The sequence below is a fragment of the Pseudomonas sp. fls2-241-TYG-175 genome (assembly GCF_030209155.1).
GTDB lineage: Bacteria > Pseudomonadota > Gammaproteobacteria > Pseudomonadales > Pseudomonadaceae > Aquipseudomonas > Aquipseudomonas viridiflava.
Genome location: NZ_JARVSO010000012.1, coordinates 66,559 through 88,122, shown reverse-complemented (window position 1 = coordinate 88,122; position 21,564 = coordinate 66,559). Strand labels below are relative to the sequence as shown.

Annotated in this window: 11 protein-coding genes; 2 read left to right on the top strand and 9 right to left on the bottom strand. The window is 60.7% G+C overall.

Translation table 11 applies throughout. The features are described from left to right. Positions 1-9 precede the first annotated feature (9 nt). On the top strand, positions 10-2,658 hold the full coding sequence (locus QRN20_RS10230) for an autotransporter family protein (protein WP_285360312.1): 2,649 nt from the start codon (positions 10-12) through the stop codon (positions 2,656-2,658). A 212-nt stretch (positions 2,659-2,870) separates the two neighbouring features. Here the strand turns inward: QRN20_RS10230 and glgB are convergent, their stop codons facing one another. The 3 genes from glgB to QRN20_RS10215 are packed head-to-tail and all read right to left on the bottom strand — an operon-like array spanning position 2,871 to position 10,465. Continuing rightward, the gene (glgB, locus tag QRN20_RS10225) at positions 2,871-5,102 is read right to left on the bottom strand and encodes a 1,4-alpha-glucan branching protein GlgB (protein ID WP_285360310.1); all 2,232 of its coding nucleotides are present in this window, start codon (positions 5,100-5,102) and stop codon (positions 2,871-2,873) included. Continuing rightward, entirely contained in the window at positions 5,099-8,425 is a 3,327-nt protein-coding gene (treS, locus tag QRN20_RS10220) for a maltose alpha-D-glucosyltransferase (RefSeq protein WP_285360307.1), read from the bottom strand. The genes glgB and treS overlap by 4 nt, the downstream gene beginning before the upstream one ends. 18 nt (positions 8,426-8,443) lie before the next feature. Further along, the gene (locus tag QRN20_RS10215) at positions 8,444-10,465 is read right to left on the bottom strand and encodes an alpha-1,4-glucan--maltose-1-phosphate maltosyltransferase (protein ID WP_285360305.1); all 2,022 of its coding nucleotides are present in this window, start codon (positions 10,463-10,465) and stop codon (positions 8,444-8,446) included. Between the two features lie 319 nt (positions 10,466-10,784). Between QRN20_RS10215 and QRN20_RS10210 the strand changes: the two genes are divergently transcribed. Further along, complete coding sequence (locus QRN20_RS10210) at positions 10,785-10,958, top strand: hypothetical protein (protein WP_162864163.1); 174 nt, start codon at positions 10,785-10,787, stop codon at positions 10,956-10,958. Between the two features lie 35 nt (positions 10,959-10,993). Here the strand turns inward: QRN20_RS10210 and QRN20_RS10205 are convergent, their stop codons facing one another. The 6 genes from QRN20_RS10205 to QRN20_RS10180 all read right to left on the bottom strand — a co-directional run bounded on the left by QRN20_RS10205 (position 10,994) and on the right by QRN20_RS10180 (position 21,498). Continuing rightward, positions 10,994-11,524, bottom strand: coding sequence for an MgtC/SapB family protein (locus QRN20_RS10205; protein WP_088235180.1), 531 nt, complete (start codon positions 11,522-11,524; stop codon positions 10,994-10,996). 59 nt (positions 11,525-11,583) lie between these two features. Then, a complete protein-coding gene (locus QRN20_RS10200) occupies positions 11,584-12,330 on the bottom strand; it encodes an SDR family oxidoreductase (RefSeq protein WP_058431462.1) in 747 nt (248 codons plus the stop codon). Between the two features lie 162 nt (positions 12,331-12,492). Then, positions 12,493-13,974: an efflux transporter outer membrane subunit gene (locus QRN20_RS10195; RefSeq protein ID WP_058431461.1), complete on the bottom strand. Its 1,482-nt coding sequence runs from the start codon at positions 13,972-13,974 to the stop codon at positions 12,493-12,495. Further along, the gene (locus QRN20_RS10190) at positions 13,971-17,078 is read right to left on the bottom strand and encodes a multidrug efflux RND transporter permease subunit (RefSeq protein WP_122414468.1); all 3,108 of its coding nucleotides are present in this window, start codon (positions 17,076-17,078) and stop codon (positions 13,971-13,973) included. Before QRN20_RS10190 ends, QRN20_RS10195 begins: the two co-directional genes overlap by 4 nt. Further along, positions 17,075-20,185 (bottom strand): MdtB/MuxB family multidrug efflux RND transporter permease subunit, encoded by a 3,111-nt coding sequence (locus tag QRN20_RS10185; RefSeq protein ID WP_285360300.1) that lies wholly within the window; start codon positions 20,183-20,185, stop codon positions 17,075-17,077. Before QRN20_RS10185 ends, QRN20_RS10190 begins: the two co-directional genes overlap by 4 nt. Next, positions 20,182-21,498: an MdtA/MuxA family multidrug efflux RND transporter periplasmic adaptor subunit gene (locus QRN20_RS10180; protein WP_122847294.1), complete on the bottom strand. Its 1,317-nt coding sequence runs from the start codon at positions 21,496-21,498 to the stop codon at positions 20,182-20,184. Before QRN20_RS10180 ends, QRN20_RS10185 begins: the two co-directional genes overlap by 4 nt. Positions 21,499-21,564 lie beyond the last annotated feature (66 nt).

Sequence of the window (21,564 nt, the reverse complement as noted above, 5' to 3'; positions counted from 1 at the left end):
AGAGCAGTCATGACCCTCAAGCAGTTCCCGCAGTGTGGCAAAGGCAAACTTCTGACCGTCGCGCTATTGGTGATCGTTTCGCCCTACGCCGAAGGCGCGTGCGCTCTGGTGTCGACGCCCGGCAGTGACACGCAAACCTGTGACAGCGGCAGCAGCGGCGCAGTGACCTGGTCGGGGGCCAACGACACGCTGATTTTCCCTGCCGGTGGCAGCGGCTCGATCAATGGCAATGTCACATTCGGCCCGGGTCTGGACAGCGTGGACATGAACTCGGGCCGTATTACCGGTAATGTCACGCAAGGCGCTGGCAGAGACCGGTTCTCACTGTCCGCGGGCATCGTCACCGGCGATATCAGCCAGGGAGCGGAACCGGACACCTTTATCATGAGCGGGGGCAGCATCGGCTCACTGGCTCAGGGCGACGGACTCGACACCTTCCAGATGACGGGCGGCATCATCACCAGAGCGTTCGAGGATGGCGACCGGGCGACCATGAGTGGCGGCAGTATCGGGCGGGTGGACATGAAGCTGGACGACAACCTGTTCGATCTCTCCGGCGGCACGATCATTGGCAATCTGGTCACCGGCTTCGGGCGCGACACCATCAACGTGTCCGGCGGCAGAATCGGTGGCGCAGTCAGCGTCAGTGGCGGTGATGACCGACTGACCCTCAGTGGCGGCGAAATCATCGGCGGCATCAGGGCCAGCTTCGGCAACGACCAGTTCACCTGGCGTGATGGCGGCAACGTGACGGGCAGCGTACTGATGGCCGAAGGCGACGACATCGCCCGTCTGTACAACCTGAGCGAGTATTACCTCAGCACCAGCAGCGTGCTCGATGGCGGAACGGGCAACGATACGCTGACGCTGGACAACACGACCTCGGCAGTGCCCGCCCGCTATCGCCAGTGGGAAACGGTCAATCTGAGCAATGGTTCACGGATGGACCTGGCGGGCGACCTGACGTTGGGAGACAGCGCCAGCGGAACCGGGGTTTTGAACATGGATGCCAGCAGTCGCCTGTCATCCGCGTCAGGCGCGATCAGGTCATTCAACGGCACCACGCCCGCCACGCTGAACAATGCAGGCGCCCTGGACCTGAGCGGCGGATTCGCTCGGGACACCCTGACGGTGCAAGGCAATTACACCGGTCTCAACGGGCAGTTGTTAGTGCAGTCGGTGCTGGGCGACGACAGCTCCGACAGTGACAGGCTGGTGATCGCCCAGGGTCGAATCGGCGGAACCACGCGCATGACCGTCATCAACGAAGGCGGTCCGGGCGCGCTGACCCAGAGCAACGGCATCGAAGTGGTCCAGGCCATTCAAGGGGCAACCAGTGACAACGGCGCATTCTCGTTGGAGAACTCGCTGTCGGTCGGGGCGTACCAGTATTACCTGTTCAAGGGCGGTGCCACGGCGGGCAGCGAGAACAGCTGGTTCCTGCGTTCCTCCGTGCTTTCACCACCACTGACGATTGCGAGTCTGCCTGCCGAGCCTGATCCAGCGCCGGAGCCAGCACCTACACCTCCATCGCCAACGCCAACGCCAACGCCACCACCTGAGCCTGAATCTCCTGCCGAACCTGTTCCACCAACACCCGAACCAACCGCCCCAACTATCCCACAACCTGCAGCCACCCTGCCCGTTCCGGCCGTCGGCACACCGCCACTGCCCGAGCCCCTGCGCGGTGCGGCACCGGTCCCGATTTACCGGCAGGAGGTGCCGGACTATTCCGTCATAGCGCCTGCCGCTGCCCTTTTGGCGACGTCCTCGTTAGGCACTTTCCACGAACGACAGGGCGATCAGTATTTGCTGAATCAACAGGGTGCGAGCCCGGCAGGCTGGGCGCGCGTATTTGGCAGTGATCTCAAACAGCACTGGTCCGGTACGGTCAGCCCGAGCCTCGACGCGTCGCTTGAGGGCTACCAGATCGGCCACGACCTGTTTGCCTGGCAGCCTGGCGATGGCGCGATCCAGCGGGTCGGCATCTTCGTGGCGAACAATCGCCTGAAAGGACGCATCAAGGGCTTCGCGGGCGGATTCGAGGACACTCGTACCGGCCGATTGAGCCTTCGCGGCGATAGCATCGGCGCGTACTGGACGCTGATCGGTCCCCGTCAAGGCTATGTGGACGCTGTGGCGATGGGCACACGCCTCGACGGCTCAAGCCGCTCCGAGCGTGGCGTGCGCGTTGATATCGACGGTCACGTAGTAAGTCTGTCGATTGAGGCCGGTTATCCCTTGCCTGTTGGCGCCAACTGGGTGGCAGAACCGCAGGTACAGGTCATTCACCAGCGTGTCGATCTGGACGATCGGCACGACGGGATATCCTCTCTCGAATTTGATAGCCCGTCCCGGAACACGGGGCGTTTGGGCATACGGTTAAAGGGTCGTTACAGACCCTGGGGAGTGCCCGTAGAGCCCTATATGAGGACCGATCTCTGGCGCGACGCTAACGGCCACGACATCGTTATTTATCAAAGTGTCGACAGGATCAGAACAGAACATGATTCGAAAACCGCGAGTCTGGGTGCCGGATTGGTGGCACAGCCATCTGAACACCTGGGTGTTTACCTGAGCGCGGATCACAGGCGGGAGCTGAGCGGAAGGGACACGCAACAAACGGGCTTCAGCGTCGGGATCAGGCTGAGTTGGTAATCGACTTGCAGCCAGCGCTCTACCGCACAAAACCTTTGAACGACGAAGGCGGCTTGTCGGCGATTGCGTAAAGCCAGTCAAAAAAGTCGACTGACAGAACGCATCGCCGGCAAGCCTCCTCCCACGGTTCGTGCCTGCTGCGCGACAGCGCAACGTCGGAGACGTGGTGACGCCTCCCACCGTGCCCTATGACCTATAACAGGTCATTACTTTCAGTCCTGACGCCCCACCGGCTTGAGAATCAGCACCGCCAACGGTGGCAGGTTCAGACTCAGCGACACGGGCTGTCCGTGTGCCTGCTGATCATCGGCCACTACCCCTCCGCCATTGCCCATGTTGGAACCTGCATACATTTCGGCATCGCTGTTGAGCAATTCGACCCATTTGCCATCGAACGGCACACCGATGCGGTAGTCCATGCGCGGAACCGGCGTCATGTTGGCGACCACCAGCAACGGCTCGCCTTCCTTGCTCCAGCGCAAGTAGGCATACACGCTGTTGGTCTTGTCGTCACCGATCAGCCACTGGAATCCCATCGGCTCTGCATCACGTTCGTGCAGGGCCTTTTCTTCGCGGTAGATACGGTTCAGGTCGCTGACCAGCTTCTTCACGCCGATATGATCCGCGTACTGCAGCAGGTACCAGTCCAGTTGCTCGTCGTGGTTCCACTCGCGCCATTGGCCGAACTCGCAGCCCATGAACAGCAGCTTCTTGCCGGGATGGGTCCACATGAATGTCAGGTAGGCGCGCAGGTTGGCGAACTTCTGCCAGCGATCACCGGGCATCTTGTCGATCAGCGAGTGCTTGCCGTGTACCACCTCATCGTGGGAAATCGGCAGGATGAAGCGTTCGGACCATGCGTACATCAGACCAAAGCTTAATTCGCCATGATGGTGCTCACGATGGATCGGGTCCTGTTCCATGTAGTGCAGCGAATCATGCATCCAACCCATGTTCCACTTGTAGTTGAAACCCAAACCGCCCTGTTGGGTCGGTTGGCTGACACCCGGCCACGCCGTGGATTCTTCGGCGATGACCATGGTGCCCGGCGCTTCCAGCGCGACGACGTCATTGAGGTGGCGCAGGAAGTCGATCGCTTCGAGGTTCTCGCGGCCGCCAAAACGGTTCGGCACCCATTCGCCCGCCTTGCGGGAATAGTCGCGGTACAGCATAGAGGCCACCGCATCCACCCGCAGGCCGTCGATGTGGTAATGCTTGAGCCAGTGCAGCGCCGACGCCAGCATGAAGCCATGGACCTCGGTGCGGCCCAGGTTGTAGATCAGCGTGTCCCAGTCCTGATGGAAGCCTTCCTTGGGGTCGGCGTATTCATACAAGGCAGTGCCATCGAACTGAGCCAGACCGTGAGTATCGGTCGGGAAATGCGCAGGCACCCAGTCAAGGATCACGCCAATGCCCGCCTGGTGACAGGCGTCGACAAACGCCGCGAAATCTTCAGGCGAGCCGTAGCGTGCAGTCGGTGCGAACTGGGCAAGCAGTTGATAGCCCCACGAACCACCAAACGGGTGCTCCATGATTGGCATCAGCTCGATGTGGGTAAACCCCAGTTCCTTGATGTACGGGATCAGACGGTCTGCCAGCTCACGCCAGTTGTATTGACGCCACTCGCCTTCCTCGTTCTGCTCCATCTGCCACGAACCGGCGTGCAGTTCATAGATCGATAATGGCGCGCTCACGTCATGAAGGCTGGCCCGCGTGTCCATCCAGTGGTTGTCGTTCCAGTTGAAATGCAGCGGTGCGGACACCTTGGAGGCCGTATCCGGTGGCAGCGTCGTGGACAGCGCCATCGGGTCGCACTTGAGCGGCAGAATACCGTGAGGGCCGAGAATCTCGTACTTGTAGACTTCGCCCGGTTGCAGGCGCGGGACGAAGATTTCCCAGACACCGGTCGGGTGACGCAGACGCATCGGGTGACGACGGCCGTCCCAATTGTTGAAACTGCCGACCACCGAGACGCGCCGGGCGTTCGGTGCCCAGACGGCAAAACGTACACCGTCCACGCCACCGACGTTGGTCACCTGCGCACCCAGGCAACTGCTCAGGTCGCGATGATTGCCTTCGGCAAACAGATACAGGTCCATTTCGCCGAGCAACGGGCCATAGCTGTAAGGGTCTTCGGTGATCTGTTCGCCGCCTGCCCAGTTGATCTTCAACTGGTAGGGCTGAGGGTGTTCAAGATGACCGATGAAGAAACCCGGGACTTCGCTCATCTCAAGCTCGCCTAGTTCGCGCCCGTCATCCGGCGCGAGCAGACGCACACTCAGGGCGCCCGGCAGGTAGGCGCGGACGAACTGCCCGCTGCCACCATCGCCATGCGGGCCGAGAATCGAAAAAGGGTCACGATGTTCAGCACGGATCAACGCATCCATGTCCACTGCGGCGGGCATCGCCTGGCGACGCATACCGGTTTTGTCAGGTGCATTCATGTTGGCTCTCCATCAGACAGGTGCAGCAATCCACGCAAGCCTTGCAGCGGCACAGCCAGCCAGGTCGGGCGATTCTCGGCTTCGTAGATTACTTCATAAGCGGTTTTTTCCAGGGTGAACAGTTCCAGCGCGGCATCCTCCCCGTTTGAATCTTTCCAGGTGTGGGCCATCTCGGTGGTCGCTGCGCGATAACCTTCGATGAACGCTTCACGGGCCTGGGACAAATACGTACTGGCAACGCGTTTGCGGGCGGCAGCAGCCTCTTCGGAAGTGTCCACGCTTTGCGCGCTGCGCACGGCCATGGCGGCAGCGTAGTCGAACGAGCGCAGCACACCACTGACATCCTTGAACGGGCTGTGTTTGGCCCGACGCTCGCTCAATGCACGCGCAGGCTCGCCCTCGAAGTCGATCAGGTACGCGTCACCCTTGACCACCAGCACCTGACCCAGGTGCAGGTCTCCGTGTACGCGGATGCGCAGACCGCCCACCGAGCGCTTGGCGAGACGCGCAACATGCTGCGCGATGGCCTGACGCTGGGCGACAAGGTCGTCCACCAGTTGCTGATCATCGGCACCGAGGTCGCCTTTGCGCTGCTCAAGCAGTTGCAAGGCTCGATCCAGCTGGGCCACCACGCTTTTTGCCGAGGCGTCGCCATCTTCCTGGCGGGTCACTTCCACGGCGAAGTCCGGATTGTCGGTCGCCGTGGCCAGAATCTGATGCATCTCACCCAGACGCTGCCCCAGGCTGCGGGAGAAATCGGCCAATTCAAGCAGCGCGTTGTAGTGCTGCTCCTGCTCGGAAACACCATGCGCGAGCTCATCACGAACGGCGCGCTCCAGATTGTTCTGCGTCCACTCCCATGCATCACCCTGATTGCTCAGATAGCCTTGGGCGATCATCAGCAGATGCGGCTCACCGTCATGCCCCACGCGGACCACAGAGCCCAGCAGCGGCGAGATGTTGCGATAGCCTGCATTGGTCAGGAACGCGCCCATTTCCAGTTCCGGGTGGGTACCGGCGCTGACTTTACGGATCATCTTGAGAACCAGACCGCTGCCCACTACCACCGAGCTGTTGGACTGCTCGGCCGACAGATAACGCACTTCAGATTCGTTGTTCAGCCCCAGCGGCGCGAGTTGCGCAGTCTGTTCAAAGCGCAGTTCGCCGTCATTGCAAGGGATCACGGTGTCGGCCTGCATGCCTTGAATCACGGCGCGAATGAAAGTTTCAAGCGTGAAGGCATCGGTGATCAATCCCACCTGACGGCCACGGCGGACCCTGGCCAGCGCCAGTTGCTGGGGCAATGCGCTGTTGATTTCCTCTTCCGCCAGCAGGCCGAACGGCAGTTGATAGCGTTCGGTCTGTTCGCCTGCGGTGACTTCGATCTCGTTGAGCAGGACCGGATGTGCCGGATCGCCGAAACGAACCGCGTAGGCAATATTGACCCGCTCGATGGGCTTGTCCTTGCCTGCGAACCACCGGCGCTTGGGCATGTAGACCGCCAGTGAGGTGTTTTCCATGGTGCTGCGGAGCGGCTCGTCGAGCAGCTCCTCCAGACGCTTCTTGAGCACCAGGGTCGGGAAGTCCGGCATGCTTTGTGCCGGTTCGACGTGCCAACTGGGCATTTGATTCTCCGAAGCCAATAGAAACCAGTAAAAACCGTAAGGCGGCAGCGTGAGCAGATAACTCAGCTGGCCAATCGGCGGGAATGCGCTGCCACCCAGCATCTCGACGGGAACGGTGCCGGCATAGGCCGACAATTCGAGTTCTGCGGCCTGGGCTGCGCTGGAGACGTTGGCCACGCACAGCACAATTTCGCTGTGGCCATCGGGTCCGGTGTATTCGCGCAGGTACGCCAGAATCCTGCGATTGGAAGGCGACAGCATCTTGAGCGTGCCGCGTCCGAATGCTTTCTGCTGTTTGCGCACAGCCAGCATGCGGCGGTTCCAGTTAAGCAGCGAATGTGGATCGCGCTCCTGACTTTCGACGTTGACCGACTGGAAGCCGTACATCGGGTCCATGATCGGCGGCAACACAAGGCTGGCCGGATCGGCGCGGGAGAAACCGCCATTGCGGTCGATGGACCACTGCATCGGCGTACGCACGCCATCCCGGTCGCCAAGATAGATGTTGTCACCCATCCCGATCTCGTCGCCGTAATAGAGGGTCGGTGTGCCCGGCATGGACAACAGCATGCTGTTCAGCAACTCGACCCGACGACGATCACGCTCCACCAGAGGGGCGAGACGACGGCGGATGCCGAGGTTAATCCGCGCACGACGATCCGCGGCGTAGTAATTCCACAGGTAGTCACGCTCACGATCCGTGACCATTTCCAGGGTCAGTTCATCGTGGTTGCGCAGGAAAATCGCCCACTGGCAGTTTTCCGGAATTTCCGGGGTCTGACGCAGAATGTCGGTAATCGGGAAGCGGTCTTCCTGCGCCAGCGCCATGTACATGCGCGGCATCAACGGGAAGTGAAATGCCATGTGGCACTCATCGCCGTCAGGCCCCTTGCTGTCACCGAAGTACAACTGGGTGTCTTCCGGCCACTGATTGGCTTCCGCCAGCAACATGCGGTCCGGGTAATTGGCGTCGATCTCGGCCCGAATCCGCTTGAGAACCTGATGGGTCTCCGGCAGGTTCTCGTTGTTGGTGCCATCGCGCTCGATCAGATAAGGGATCGCATCCAGACGCAGACCGTCGATGCCCATGTCCAGCCAGAAACGCATGACTTCCAGCACCGCTGTCATGACCGCCGGATTGTCGAAATTCAGGTCCGGCTGATGCGAATAGAAGCGGTGCCAGAAATACTGCTCTGCCACCGGATCCCACGTCCAGTTGGACTTCTCGGTGTCGAGAAAGATAATGCGCGTGCCTTCGTATTTCTGATCGGTATCCGACCACACATAGAAATCACGTGCCTTGGAGCCGCGCTTGGCATGTCGGGCCTTGTGGAACCACGGATGCTGATCCGAGGTGTGGTTGATGACCAGCTCGGTGATGACCCGCAAGCCGCGCTTGTGGGCCTGAGCGATGAAACGCTTGGCGTCCGCCATCGTGCCGTAGTCGCTGTGCACGTCGCGGTATTCGGAAATGTCGTAGCCATCGTCCCGACGCGGCGATGGGTAGAACGGCAGCAGCCAGATCGTGTTGACCCCAAGCGCGGCAATGTAGTCGAGCTTGTCGATCAGGCCCGCGAAATCGCCGATCCCATCGTTATTGGAGTCGTAGAACGATTTCACATGCACCTGGTAAATCACCGCGTCCTTGTACCAGAGCGGATCTTTGATGAATGCCGCGTCATCGGGCTTTTTTGCCATGGCTGACTCCTTGCAGTTTTACTGTGCGACCTGGATACGCCAGATACCGAAAGGTTGATACGACGGGTCAATGCGCATCCACTGCACCTTGCCGTACCAGTTCCAGCGGTGACCGGTCATCAAATCCTCACCGGACGTCACTGCATCGTCTGGCAAGCCCATTTCCCAAAGCGGCAACTCGAAGTTCGCTTCCTGAACGTTGTGCGGGTCGAGGTTGACCGCGACCAGCACAAAGTTGCTGCCATCAGCCGAACGCTTGCCGAAATACAGGATGTTGTCGTTCCAGGCATTCAACAGCTTCAGGCCCAGATGGGTCTGCAACGCCGGGTTCTGGCGGCGAATACGGTTGAGCTGGGCAATCTCGGCAATGATGTTGCCCGGCGCGGTGAAGTCGCGGACCCTGATCTCGTATTTCTCGGAGTCCAGGTATTCTTCCTTGCCGGGAATAGGCGCCGCTTCGCACAGTTCGAAGCCCGAATACATGCCCCACAGCCCCGATCCCATGGTTGCCAGTGCCGCACGGATCAGAAATCCGGGCCGCCCTGACTCGTGCAGGAATCGCGGGTTGATGTCCGGCGTGTTGACGAAGAAGTTCGGCCGGTAGCAATCGCGCCATGGCACCTCGTTCAACTGGGTGAAGTACTCGGACAGCTCGGCCTTGGTGTTGCGCCATGTGAAGTAGGTATAGCTCTGCGAGTAACCCACCTTGCCCAGGCGGGCCATCATCGCGGGCTTGGTAAAGGCTTCAGCCAGGAACATCACGTCAGGATGCTGACTGCGCACTTCACCGATCATCCATTGCCAGAACGGCAGCGGCTTGGTGTGCGGATTGTCGACGCGGAAGATCTTCACGCCCTCCTCGACCCAACCCAGCACGATGTCACGAAGTTCCAGCCACAGGCCGGGAATCGCATCCGGTGCGTAGAAGTCGACGTTGACGATGTCCTGGTATTTCTTCGGCGGGTTTTCCGCGTAACGAATGGTGCCGTCTGGACGCCACGAGAACCAGCCCGGATGCTGCTTGAGCCACGGGTGATCCTGAGAACACTGAATGGCGAAATCCAGCGCGATTTCCAGCCCGTGATCCGCTGCAGCGGCAACCAGGCGACGAAAGTCTTCACGGCTGCCCAGTTGCGGATGAATCGCCTCGTGACCGCCGTCCTCGCTGCCGATGGCGTAAGGGCTGCCCGGATCATCGGGGCCTGCGGTCAGGGAATTGTTGGGGCCTTTGCGGTGTGCGCGACCGATCGGATGGATCGGCGGGAAATAAAGGACATCAAAGCCCATGTCACGAATCATCGGCAGGCGCGAATGCACGTCGTTGAACGTGCCATGGCGGGCCTTGTCATCGGTGATGGAGCGCGGGAACAGCTCGTACCAACTGGCGAACTGGGCAAGCTCACGCTCAATGTCGAGCGGGAACTCTGCACTGCGACTGAGGAACGCATGATTGTCAGCCTGTTTCATCAGGCCTGCAGTTTCGCTGTGCAGCAACAGGGCAACCTTCTCGTCGTTGTCCGACTCGCCCAGACGCTGCAACACACGCTCGATGGCATGACGTTGCTCATCCTGGCTACGTTCCGCTGCATGAACGAGGTGGATGCGACCTTCCTCCAGCTCCAGCTCGATGGCCACGCCCGCGCCGAATTTCTTTTCCAGCTCGTAGCGGTAGCTGCCGAACTGATCAATCCAGGCTTCCAGGCGAAAGACATAGCGGGCCACGGAGGTCGGCGTGAACTCACCGACCCAGCTGTCGTTGCCCAGTTCGCGCATTGGCGCACTGTGCCAGTGTTCTTCATCCGCAGCGCGCCAGACAATGTTGACGGCCATCTTGTCGTGACCGTCTGCGTAGACCTTGCTGGTGACGGTCACCGGTTGGCCGACGATACCTTTCGCCGCAAACAACCCACCATCGATCACCGGCAGCGTGTCTTCGATCACGATGCGGGGCAACTGCAGGGCTTGGGTCAATGACAAGGGACGACTTGGGTGCGGCACTTCTGAGGCCAGGGAATCCGGGCCGTATGGCTGTTCATTCATCGAGCATCACTCCTTCACGCCCCAGGGACGCTCCTGTGCATTCCATGCAATTGAAAAATTGACGATACGGCAGCACAAATCCCCCCTGCGCTGACAACTCGCCTGATTCGGCTGCTTAGGTTCCGAGCGGTCTGCGTGACTAAAGTTCAAAGGTTTTGAGCAGAGGATGACGACGTTTCAGAGCATAGCGCAGCAATGGACAAGTCAACCTCGTCAGGCGATATGCCCACAGCCCACGGCAGCGTTGCGATTGGATTGAATCATCGGTGACGGGCGCAAGTCGAAAGAAAGCCAACAGGCCAACAAGGAGGCTGAAGCCATGAATATTCCAACCCCGCCGGAACCCATCGACCCGAACATCGATGAACCTCCCGTTCCAGTCCCCCCCTCGGAAGTACCGCCTCCTGAACAGGAGCCTCCGACGACAGTGCCTCCGGTCATCGACCCGCCTGCCGGTGATCCGCCTGTTCAGGAGCCGCCAGTCATTATCTGATCGATTCTGGAGTGCAACTACTTATTGAGGGACAACTAGGGATCCTCTGACCCGTTCCTTTTGGCCGTAGTGCCTTTGGACGGGTCAGCCCGCTCGACGATGTACGGCACAAAGCGAAGAATACCGAGTGCCAGAAAGGTACTGAGGATAGCGGTCATCTCACGGCCCATTCCCGCCGACACGCCGATTGCGGCAGTCATCCACAGCCCGGCCGCCGTGGTCAGGCCTTTGACCTGCGCCACGTTTCTCGCGTTTTCCTTGAGGATGGTTCCCGCGCCCAGAAAGCCGATCCCGGCGACCAGCCCTTGAATCACCCGACTCAACGCGTCGTCATCGGCGCCGCCCAGGCGTGGCACCAGAACGAACAGCGCTGCACCCATCGACACCAGCATGTGGGTGCGCACGCCAGCGGCCTTGCCGCGGTTCTCGCGCTCGAAACCGAGAATACCGCCCAACAGCGCGGCCACCGTCAGACGGACCGCCACCCGCGTCATTTGTGATGCGTCGGTAACGTCCGAAAATTCCGACTGCAGCGTTGTCACGACTTCCTGCCACCATTCGTTCATCGTCGCTCCTTGAAAAAAGGACCGACATTATTGACCTCGACGATGTGACAGAGTGCCGGTCAGCGACCGCCCGCCAGATCAATGAACGTACCCGTGGCGTAGGAAGCCTTGTCCGACAGCAGCCACAGAATCGCCTCTGCAACTTCCTCGGCGGTACCACCACGCCCCATTGGCAGCGCGCCTTCAAGCTTACTCACGCGGAACGGATCGCCACTGAGGGCGTGGAAGTCTGTGAAAATGAAACCCGGTCTGACCGCATTGACCCGTATACCCTCCGGCGCCACTTCCTTGGAAAGGCCGAGGGTGAAGGTGTCCAGCGCTCCTTTGGATGCGGCGTAATCGACATATTCCCCGGCCGATCCCAGTCTGGCCGCTGCCGAAGACACATTGACGATGCTGCCGCCCTGCCCGCCATGGTGCGGCGACATGCGCAGCAACGCATGCTTGCTGCAAAGCATGGGGCCGACGACGTTGCTCATCATCATCTTGAGCATGCGGAATTCCGACATTTCTTCGACCCGGCAGGCCTGGGCCAGTGTACCGGCGTTGTTGACCAGATGCGTCACGCGCCCCAGCTCGGCATCGACACGGGCGAACAGTCGGATGATCTCGTCTTCGTTGCTGACGTCCGCCTGTACGGTGATGGCCTGGGCGCCCTGAGCCCTGACCTGCGCGCAGGTTCTCTCGGCAGCGGCATGATCAGACAGGTAGTTGATGCAGATGCGGTAGCCCTGAGACGCAGCAAGAATGGCCGTGGCTGCGCCAATCCCCCTGGAGCCTCCCGTGATGATGAGAACTTTTTCCATGGATGGGTCTCTTGTGTTTCTCAAACTGACCGTGGGCACCGGGCACGTGCCTGCGGTGAGCACTGATCCTGCCAGTGTTTGGAATCAGACGCCATCGCCGTGTTTCAGTTTCAGCCGGCCTTACCGGTCAGCAAGCGCTGCCATACAGAGACCTCCATGACCTCAGCGCTCGGCCACCGGCGACGCTTGCGCCTCTTGAGCATCCCAGCCGCCGCCCAGTGCAGCGATCAACTGCACACTGGCGATCAGGCGACTTTGCAGCACGTTCAGCACCGTACGTTCGTTGCTCAGTGCCGTGGCCTGTACGTTGACCACATCCAGATAGCCGATAAGACCGGCCTTGTACTGATTGCTGGTCAGGCGCAGGGAGTCGCGGGCAGCCACCAGGGCTTCCTGACGAACATCGGCTTCCTCTTCGTAGACCTTGAGCTGAACGAGGTAATTCTCTACCTCCTGGAAACCGTTGAGCACGGTCTGTCGGTACTGGGCAACGGTCTGGTCGTAGACGGCTTCGGTACGTTCAACTTCAGCAGAACGTCGCCCCCCGTCGAACAGGGTCATGGCCAGTTGCGGACCGACCGACCAGAAGCGATTCGGCAAACTGATCCAGTTGGCAAACGTACTGCTGTTATAGCCGCCGCTCATGCTCAGGGTGAAGTCCGGGTAATAAGCCGCCTTCGCCACACCGATATTGGCGTTGGCGCCCATAACCGAACGCTCGGCGGCGGCGATGTCGGGTCTGCGCTCGAGCAACTCGGAAGGCAAACCGACAGGAATCTGCGGCAGCCTGGGGATGGAGGTGGTCGCCTGCAGATTGAAGTCCGCTGGCGCCATGCCCATCAGCACGGCAATGGCGTTTTCAAATTGCGCCCGCTGCCACGCCAGATCGATCAGATCGGCCTGGGTACTTTTCAACTGGGTCTGCGCCTGAGCCACGGCATCACGCCCCGAGATACCGGCACGGTACTGATTCTGGGTCAGCGTCAACGAGCGCTGATAGGCATCGACCGTGGCTTCCAGCAAGCGCTTCTGCTCGTCGATGACGCGCAGTTGCAGGTAGTTCTGCACCAGTTCCGACTGCAGACTCAGACGCATGGCCGCCAGATCCGCAAGGCTTGCCTGTGCGTTGGCCGTGTCGGCCTCAAGGCCGCGACGCAGCTTGCCCCAGACATCGGCCTCCCAACTGACACCCAACTGGGCACTGTGGGTCTCGCGGATGCCGGAGTTGAGGTTACTGCTCCCCGACGTACTGCTGCCGGTTCCCTGACTGGAGCGGGTCTTGCCGACGGAGAGATCAAGGGTCGGGAAGAACGCTGCTCGCGAGCTGCGAATCAACGCCTGGGCCTGACGGTACTGAGCTTCGTACTGTGCCACGGTCTGGTTGGAGGCGTTCAAGCGTTCGACCAGTGCGTTGAGCGCCTTGTCGTCGTAGACCTCCCACCATGCGCCTCTGGCCATTGCGTCATCGCGTGGCGTCGCCTGCTTCCAGCCTGCTGCCGCCTTGAAGCTGGCAGGCGTGGCCATGTCCGGCTTGTGATAATCCGGGCCGACCGCACAGGCACTCAGCAACAAGACGCAGAGTCCCATGGCAAGCGGCCTGACCAGCCATCGGTGATGGGTTGTGAAGGCGAGGCGATCAGTCATAACGGAGTTTCCAGAGCGGCATCGGTACGACGGCCCCGCCACCGGCTGAAACGGTGACGCAGGCGGTCGAGATAAAGGTAAACCACAGGGGTGGTGTAGAGCGTCAGCACCTGACTGAACACCAGACCGCCAATGATGGTAAGGCCCAGCGGTCGGCGCATTTCGGCGCCCTCGGCGGTGCTCAGCAACAGCGGCAGCGCGCCCAGAATGGCGGCCATGGTGGTCATCAGGATGGGCCGCAAACGCTGCAGACAGGCGCTGCGGATGGATTCCTGAGGCGTCATGCCCTGATCCCGCTCCAGGTGCAACGCCAGATCGATCATCATGATTGCGTTCTTCTTCACCACGCCGATCAACAGGAACAGACCCAGCAGCGAGATCAGGCTGAATTCGCTGCGCAGCACATAGATGGTCAACAAGGCGCCCACGCCCGCCGACGGCAAGGTCGAAAGGATCGTCAGTGGGTGAATGTAGCTTTCATACAGAATCCCCAGCACCAGGTACACCGCCAGCAAGGCACCGAGAATCATCCAGGGCTGGCTTTTCTGCGTCGCGGCAAACGCGTTCGCAGTCCCGGCCATCTTCGAAATGATCTCCGAAGGCAAGCCGATGGCTGCGACGGAACGCTCGATGGCGACGGTGGCCTGATCGAGGCTGACCCCTTCGGCCAGATCGAACGAGATGTTCTCTGAAGCAAACTGACCGTCATGAGAGACGCGGTCGTTCTCCAGGCTGCGTTCATAGTGCGCGATGCTCGACAACGGCACTCGCTGCCCGTCGGCCGTGATGACCTGTACCTGCTCAAGGGTGACGGGGTCCTGCGCATATTTGGGGTTGACCTCCATCACGACCTGATACTGGTTCAGGCTGTCATAGATCGTGGAAACCTGACGCTGGCTGTAGGCATTGTTCAGCACCGCGGTGACCATGTTCATGTCGATGCCCAGCCGTTTGGCGGTATCGCGATTGACGATCAGCGTGACCTGCTGCGCCCCTCGCCCTTCCCGCGCATCGATGGCCGTGAGTTGCGGCAGCGATTTGAGCGCGGCGACGATTTTTGGGTACCACTCGCGCAGGACTTCCAGATCGCCGCTCTGCACGATGTACTGATACTGCGAGCTGGTCTGTTCGCGCCCGCCGCCCAACTGCAGGTCCTGATCCGGGGCCAGAAACAGACGGCCGCCCGGCACATGCGGCAGGTTCTTGCGCAGCCGCTCGACCACCTTCTCGGCCGACAGCTTGCGCTCGCCGATGGGCTTGAGGCGCACGATCATGAAAGCGTTATTGGTCCCGCCGCTGCCGCCGATGAAGCCTGCGACGCTCTGTACTGCCGGGTCCGCCAGCACGGCGCGCCTGAAGATTTCCATCTTTGGCTGCATCACCTTGAACGACAGGCCGTCGTCTCCGCGAACGAAGCCCATCAGTTGCCCGGTGTCCTGTTGCGGCAGGAAGGTCTTGGGCACTACGACGTAGAGCGCGATATTGACCACGATGGTGATCAGCAGGCTCACCAGCGTGAGGCGCGGGTGACGCAGCACCCAGCCAAGCGAACGATCGTAGCCGGCCACCATCCGGTCATTGACCCGCTCGCTCCAGCGCTGAAACGCATTCTCCTGCTCCGCCTCACGCGGCTTCAGCCAACGGGCGCAGAGCATGGGCGTCAGCGTCAGGGAAACGACCAGCGAGACGACGATCGACACCGACAGCGTGATGGAAAACTCGCGGAACAGGCTTTCGACCAGACCGCCCATGAACAGAATCGAAACGAACACGGCCACCAGCGAGACGTTCATCGACAACAGCGTGAAGCCGACCTCCCTGGCCCCCAGAAAAGCCGCTTTCATGGGGTCAAGACCGTTATGGATGTGCCTTGAGATGTTTTCCAGCACCACGATGGCATCGTCCACCACCAGCCCCGTGGCTAGAATCAGCGCCATCAGAGACAGGTTGTTCAGGGAAAATCCGCACAGGTACATGATGGCGAAGGTGCCCACCAGCGAGACCGGTACCGCCAGGGTTGGAATCAGCGAAGCGCGGAAGCTGCCCAGAAACAGGAACACCACCAGCACCACCAGCACCACGGCGATCAGCAGGGTCATTTCGGCTTCATGCAGGGTTGCAGTGATGACCGGGGAACGATCCATGGCGATGTCGAGCTTCACGCTGGCAGGCAATACGGCCTGCAATGCAGGCAACTGGGCCTTGATCTGCGCCACCGTCTCGATGATGTTGGCACCGGCCTGCCGGTTGATGACCAGCAACACGGCCCTGTCGTCATTGAAGAAACCGCTGTTGTAGCGGTTCTCGACCGCATCGCTGACCTTGGCAACATCCTTGAGTCGCAGCGTTGCGCCATCCTGATAGCGAATGATCAGCGGCGCGTAATCCTTGGCCGTTTCCAACTGGTCGTTGGCCTGGACCTGCCAGTTGTGTTGATCGTTTTCCACCGAGCCTTTGGGTCGCCTGACGTTGCTGCCAGTAATCGCTGTGCGCACCTCGTCCAGCGAGATGCCGTACTGGGAAAGCAACTGCGGCTCCAGTTCGATACGCACCGCAGGCAGCGAACTGCCGCCGATCTGCACTTCACCCACGCCCGTGACCTGGGACAGGCTCTGCGACAGGATGGTGGACGCCAGATCGTACAGTTGGCCTTTTTCCAGCACGGTCGACGTCAGCGACAGCACCATGATCGGTGCCTGGGACGGGTTGACCTTCTTGTAGGTCGGCATGCTGCGCATGCCGCTGGGCAGCAGATTGCGAGATGCGTTGATGGCGGCCTGGACTTCACGGGCGGCACCGTTGATGTCCCGATCCAGATCGAACTGCAGAATCACCCGCGTCGTGCCCTGACTCGAGTTGCTGGTCATGGTGTTGACCCCGGCGATGGTGCCCAGCGACCGCTCGAGCGGCGTGGCAACGCTCGACGCCATGATTTCCGGACTGGCGCCCGGCAGGCTGGCCGAAACGACAATGACCGGGAAATCCATGTTCGGCAATGGCGCCACCGGCAACAGCCGGAAACTGACGGCGCCCAGCAGCATGATTGCCAGGCTCAGCAGAACGGTGGCGACCGGTCGGCGGATGAAGGGTGCTGACAGGTTCATGCGTCAGCCTTCTCCAGTCGAACCGGGGCGTCAGGTTTGCGGCTCCATCGGCGACCCAGCCGGTCGAAATACAGGTAGATCACCGGTGTGGTGAACAGGGTCAGAATCTGGCTCAGCAGCAGACCGCCCACCATCACCAGACCCAGCGGTTGACGCAGCTCTGCGCCGGAACCGGTGGCCAGCATCAACGGAATGGCGCCGAACAGCGCTGCCAGAGTCGTCATCAGGATCGGCCGGAAACGCAGCAGGGCCGCTTCGTAGATCGCCGTCTCGGGATCGACACCACGATTGCGTTCTGCGTCGAGCGCGAAGTCGATCATCATGATGGCGTTCTTTTTGACGATACCGATCAGCAGAATGATGCCGATGATGGCAATCATGCCCAGGTCGTTACCGCTGATGAGCAGCGCCAGCAACGCGCCGACCGCAGCGGAAGGCAGGGTCGAGAGAATGGTGATCGGATGAATATAGCTCTCGTACAGCACGCCCAATACGATGTACATCGTCACCACGGCTGCGAGAATCAACAGCAGCGTGCTGGACAAGGATGCCTGGAACGCCTGCGCCGCGCCCTGGAACTGGGTCTGCACGCCAATCGGCATGCCGATGTCCTTCTGCACTTGCTCGATGACCTCGACCGCCTCGCCCAGCGCGATGTTCGGCGCCAGATTGAACGACATCATTACTGCCGGGAACTGGCCGATGTGGGCAATGGCCAACTGCGCCTGACGCTGCTCGACCCGCGCCAGGCTCGACAGTTTGACCTGCGCACCGTCAGTGGTTTTCACATGAATCTGTTCCAGTGCTTCCGGCCCCAGCTCGCTGGCGGACGCCGACTGCAGCACGACCCGGTACTGACTGGCCTGGGTATAGATGGTTGAAATCTGGCGCTGACCGAACGCGTCATACAGCGCGTCGGTGATGTTGGCGACGCTGACGCCGACCCGACTGGCCGCATCCCGGTCAATCACCAGATACACCTGAAGACCCTTGTCCTGCAGATCGCTGGCGACATCCGTCAGCTCGGGGCGCTGAGCCAGTGCATCTGCCAGCCTGACACTCCATTCGCTGAGCAGCTCTGCGTCAGGGGATGACATGCTGAACTGATACTGGGTCCGGCTGACGCGGTCTTCGATGGTCAGGTCCTGCACCGGCTGCATGAACAGGCGAATGTCCGACAGTTTGTCGACTTCCGGCTGTATGCGCTGAATGATTTCGGCAGCGGTCAGGTCGCGTTCGCCGTGGGGCTTGAGGTTGATCAGGAGCCGGCCGCTGTTGAGCGTGGCGTTGTCGCCATCCACACCAATGTAAGAGGACAGACTGACCACCGATGGATCTTTCAGGATGATATCGGCCAGTGCCTGTTGGCGCTCGCTCATCGCCTTGAAGGACACGGACTGAGGGGCTTCGGAAATGCCCTGGATGACGCCGGTGTCCTGCACCGGGAAAAAGCCCTTGGGCACGATGATGTAGAGCAGCACCGTAAGACCCAGCGTGCCGATGGCCACCAGCAGTGTCAGCGGTTGGTGCTTTAGCACCCAGCGCAAACCGCCACCGTAGACATGGACAAGCCAGTCGATCCACGCACCGCTGGCACGATAGAAACGGCTTTGCTCCTCTTCCCTGGGTTCGCGCTTGAGCAGACGCGCGCACATCATCGGCGTCAGGGTCAGCGAGACCACGAGGGAAATCAGGATCGCGACCGCCAGCGTGATGGCGAACTCGCGGAACAGCCGCCCCACTACATCGGCCATGAACAGCAGCGGAATCAGTACCGCGATAAGTGAAAGTGTCAGGGAGATCAGGGTGAAGCCGATCTGTTTTGCCCCTTTCAGCGCGGCCTGCAGAGGCGTTTCGCCTTCTTCGATGTGGCGCGAAATGTTTTCCAGCATGACGATGGCATCGTCCACCACAAAACCGGTGGCAATGGTCAGCGCCATCAGGGTCAGGTTATTGATGGAAAAACCGGCCAGATACATGACCCCGAACGTACCGACGAGGGACAGCGGCACGGCAATCGACGGAATGATCGTCGCGCTCAGGCGACGCAGGAACAGGAACGTGACCAGCACCACCAGCACGATGGCGATCAGCAATTCGTGCTGGACGTCGGTGACCGAGGCGCGGATGGTCTGGGTGCGATCGGTCAGCACCGTCACGTCGAGTCCGGCCGGCAGATTATCGGTGATGCCGGGCAGCAGGGTCTTGATCCGGTCCACCACGTCGATGACGTTGGCGCCCGGCTGACGCTGGATGTTCAGCAGAACGGCCTGATTGCGATTGGCCCAGGCCGCCAGCCTTTCGTTCTCGGCACCGTCGACGATCTGCGCCACGTCCTTCAGGCGCAGTGGCGCGCCATCCTTGTAGGCCAGAATCAGGTTGGCGTATTCCTCGGGCGACTTGAGCTGGTCGTTGGCATCCAGCATCGAAACCCGGGTCGGACCGTCGAAGTTGCCCTTGGGCTGATTGACGTTGGAGGCGCTGATCAGTGTGCGCACATCCGCGAGGTTCAGGCTGTTGGCAGCCAGTGCCTCGGGGTTGACCTTGATTCGTACGGCCTGCCGCTGTCCACCGGCAATGCTGACCATGCCGACGCCGCTGATCTGCGAGATCTTCTGCGCCATGCGTGTGTCGACCAGATCGTTGAGCTTGGGCAGCAGCATGGTTTTGGAGGTGATCGCCAGAGTCAGTACAGGCGTATCTGCCGGGTTGACCTTGTTGTAGACCGGTGGCGCAGGCAGGTCAGTGGGCAACAGGTTGGTGGCGCCATTGATGGCGGCCTGCACTTCCTGCTCGGCCACGTCCATGTTGATTTCCAGACTGAAGCGCAGCGTGATGACCGAAGCGCCGCCCGAGCTGGTCGAGGCCATCTGGGTCAGCCCCGGCATCTGCCCGAACTGACGTTCCAGCGGCGCCGTCACGGCGCTGGTCATCACCTGCGGGCTCGCGCCCGGATACAGCGTCATCACACGAATGGTCGGGTAATCCACCTGAGGCAGCGCCGAAACGGGCAGCAGGCCATAGGCAATCAAACCGGCAAGCACAATCGCCAGCATGCTGAGCGTGGTGGCGACCGGGCGCAGGATGAACAGGCGGGACATGTTCATACGCTTGGTTTATCCGCCTTCAGAACCGACGCCGATTTATCGGTACCGCTGTCAGGCTTGCCCTGCAGTTTCTGGCCCGGCCCTGCGGGCACGTCCTTGCTGTCGCTGACCACTTCGACCTCGGCGCCGTCACGCAGACGGTCGGTACCTTCCAGCACTACACGGTCTCCGGCAGCCAGACCTTCGGTGATAACCGTGGACGTCTCGTTGCTCGGGCCGGTCTTGAGCAGGTTGATCTTGACCTTCTTGTCACCGTCCATGACGTACACGAACGTTCCGTTGGTGCCGAACTGGACCGCAGCGGTGGGCACCAGAATGGCCTGGGTCAGCGTATCGGCCCGCAGCCGGACGTTGACGAACTGATTGGGGAACAGGGCTTCGTCACGATTCTCAAAACGCGCCTTGAACTTCAGGGTGCCTGTTGCCACGTCAATCTGGTTGTCCAGGCTGGCGAGTACACCGGTGGCCTGCATCTTGACGTCGCCGCGGTCCCAGGCTTCGACAGGCAGCTTGTCGCCGGTGCGATAGCGGGCAATGACGCTGGACAGGTCTTTCTCGGGCAACGTGAAATTGACTGAAATCGGTTGGGTCTGGGTAATCACGACCAGCGCAGTAGTGTCGTTGGCAGCCACCAGATTGCCGACGTCCAGTTGCTTGAGCCCTACCCGGCCGGCAATCGGCGCACGGATACGGGTGAAGTCGAGATTGAGCTTCGCTTCGGCCACCGCTGCCTGATTGGTCTTGATGGTGCCTTGGTACTGATTGACCAGCGACTCGGCGGTGTCCAGCGTCTGCTTGGCGATGCTGTCCTCGGCGTAAAGGCCGCGATAGCGCTGAACGTCAAGCTGAGCATTTTTGAGCAGTGCCTGATTGGTTGCCAGCGTGCCTTCGGCCTGCTGCAGTGCGACCTGATAACTGCGCGGATCGATTTCCGCCAGCAGATCGCCCGCCTTCACCATCTGGCCTTCCTGAAAGTTGAGCTTGACCAGTTCGCCCGCAACCCGGCTGCGCACATTGATGGTGTTGGTTGCAGTAACAGTGCCCAGCGCCTTGTAATAAATCGGGAAATCGCCCTGCGTCACCGGCGCGACGCGCACTGGAACAGCCGCAGCCGAGCCGCCAAAACCTGGCCTGACCATGCCACTCGATTTGCTGGTGTGCGTGGCTTTGCCAGCCGTGTCTGTGCCGGTCGTCGACGCAGAGCCGGGCCAGAACCACCAGCACAGGCCGACAATGAGCAACAGAACCAACAAACTGATCAACCAGCGACGGGATTTACGGGGGCCAGACGATTGCATGAATAAATCAACCATTACAGGTGAGGGCTACTTTGGAGGCTGAACAATAAGCACAGATGAGCTGCAAGCAAAGCGCCTTTA